This is a genomic window from Bradyrhizobium sp. DOA1, from assembly GCF_001593325.1.
Lineage (GTDB): Bacteria > Pseudomonadota > Alphaproteobacteria > Rhizobiales > Xanthobacteraceae > Bradyrhizobium.
This window is the reverse complement of the sequence record NZ_JXJM01000001.1, coordinates 6542589-6544226: the sequence shown is the minus strand read 5'-3', so window position 1 is coordinate 6544226 and position 1638 is coordinate 6542589. Positions and strand designations below refer to the sequence as shown.

General features: G+C 64.3%; 1 protein-coding gene and 1 pseudogene. Both read left to right on the top strand.

Annotated features, from left to right (window positions below):
- Nucleotides 1–229, top strand: a pseudogene (locus SE91_RS30270) (methyl-accepting chemotaxis protein); the annotation flags it as partial.
- Nucleotides 230–483: 254 nt separating this feature from the next.
- Nucleotides 484–1638, top strand: a 1155-nt coding sequence (locus SE91_RS30265; protein ID WP_197489540.1) for a HAMP domain-containing protein, incomplete at its 3' end; no start/stop codon positions are given.

Genomic DNA, 1638 nt, shown 5'->3' with positions numbered 1-1638 from the left:
TGCCGTGGAGCAGCAGGGCGCGGCAACGCAGGAGATTGCGCGCAGCGTCCAGACCGTCGCGCAAGGGACCCAGACCGCCGCCACTGACATCGGCGAGGTCAACCGCGGCGCCGCCGAGACCGGCTCGGCCTCGGAGGAGGTGCTGCATTCGGCCAAGACGCTGTCCAGCGAAAGTACCCGCCTGCGCGCCGAGCTCGACCGCTTCATGGCGAACATCAGGGCTGCGTAAGGCGCTGCGCATTAAGCGTGCGGCTATCGCTCCACACTCCGCTTGTCCGAGACGACGGCGGAGCGAGGGGCGCCACCTCATTTGCAACATCGCGAGGAAACGCGCCTTAACAATTCATCGTCTCGCTCTACCGCCAGTCGCGGTGCCACAAATTTACCACAGCTTATCCTTTGCCCCGTAACGTGCCGCAGAGTCGGGAAGCGGGCTGCTTCCGGGCTGCGCCTGGTTTTCCGCGAATGGAATGGGGTGGGGGAATGTCGGTCAAGTCGAAGTCGAGCAAGTCTGGTCTGCTCAATCTGCGCTTTCGCGCGAAAATCATCCTCGGCTTCGTGGCGGTGCTCGCCATCCTCGCCGTCAGCATGGCTTTCGCCTTTTTCGGTTTCGAACGGATCGCAGGCGCCGTGGCCTCCTACCGGACCAGCGTATCCGAAGCCGATCTCGCCCGGACGGTCGATCGCGAGCTGATTGCCTATCAGGGGCTGGCACGGGCCTATACGTTGACGGGCGCGGCCGACGACGAAACCGCGGCCAAGGCGGCGGAAGAGAATCTGAGGAGCGCGATCGGCAAGTCGATGGCCGCCACGACCGGCGCCGCCCGCCGCGAGCAGGTCGGCAAGCTCGAGGCGGAATTCCAGCGCTTCACGAAGGTGTTCGGCGAGATCATCATCCTGACGCGCGAGAACAACAAGATCGCGGCCGACGAGCTCAACAGCGTGGGCAACAAGATCCGCTTCAAGTTCGACGATCTCGCAGATAGCGCCGCGCTGGCAGGGCTCGCATCGGTCCAGACCACGGCCAAGGACGTCACCTCGCAATATCTCGCGGTCTCCACCTCGGTCAGCGCCTTCGTTGCCAAGCCGGAGCCGAAGACCGCCGACGGCGTCATCGCCCGCATCAAGTTCCTGGAGACCTTGCTGGTCTCGATCTACGCCAACGACCAGAAGATCACCGACCGCGTCACCGAGATCGGCAATCTGCTGAAGCAGTACCGCACCTCCTTCGCCAAGCTGACCGAGAACGTGAAAGTCATCGTCAAGTCGAACGGCGAGATGACCAAGACGGCGGCGTCCATCCTCAAGCTCTCGGCCGAGCTGCGCTCGGACCTGACGGCTGACCAGCAGCGCATCGAGGCGGGTGCCAATGCGACGATCGTGGAGACCGAGCAGTTGATGCTGATGTTGGCGCTGGGTGGCCTTGCCATCGGTGCCGTGCTGGCCTGGATGCTCGGAAACGGCATCTCGCGTCCGATGATCGCGATGTGCAAGGCGATGCGGGAGCTGGCCTCGGGCAATTTCGACGTCGTGCTGCCGGGCTTGGGGCGCAAGGACGAGATCGGCGAGATGGCCGGCGCGGTCGAGGAGTTCAAGGTTCAGGCCGTCGCCAAGGCCGAACGCGATGCTGCCGCGAGC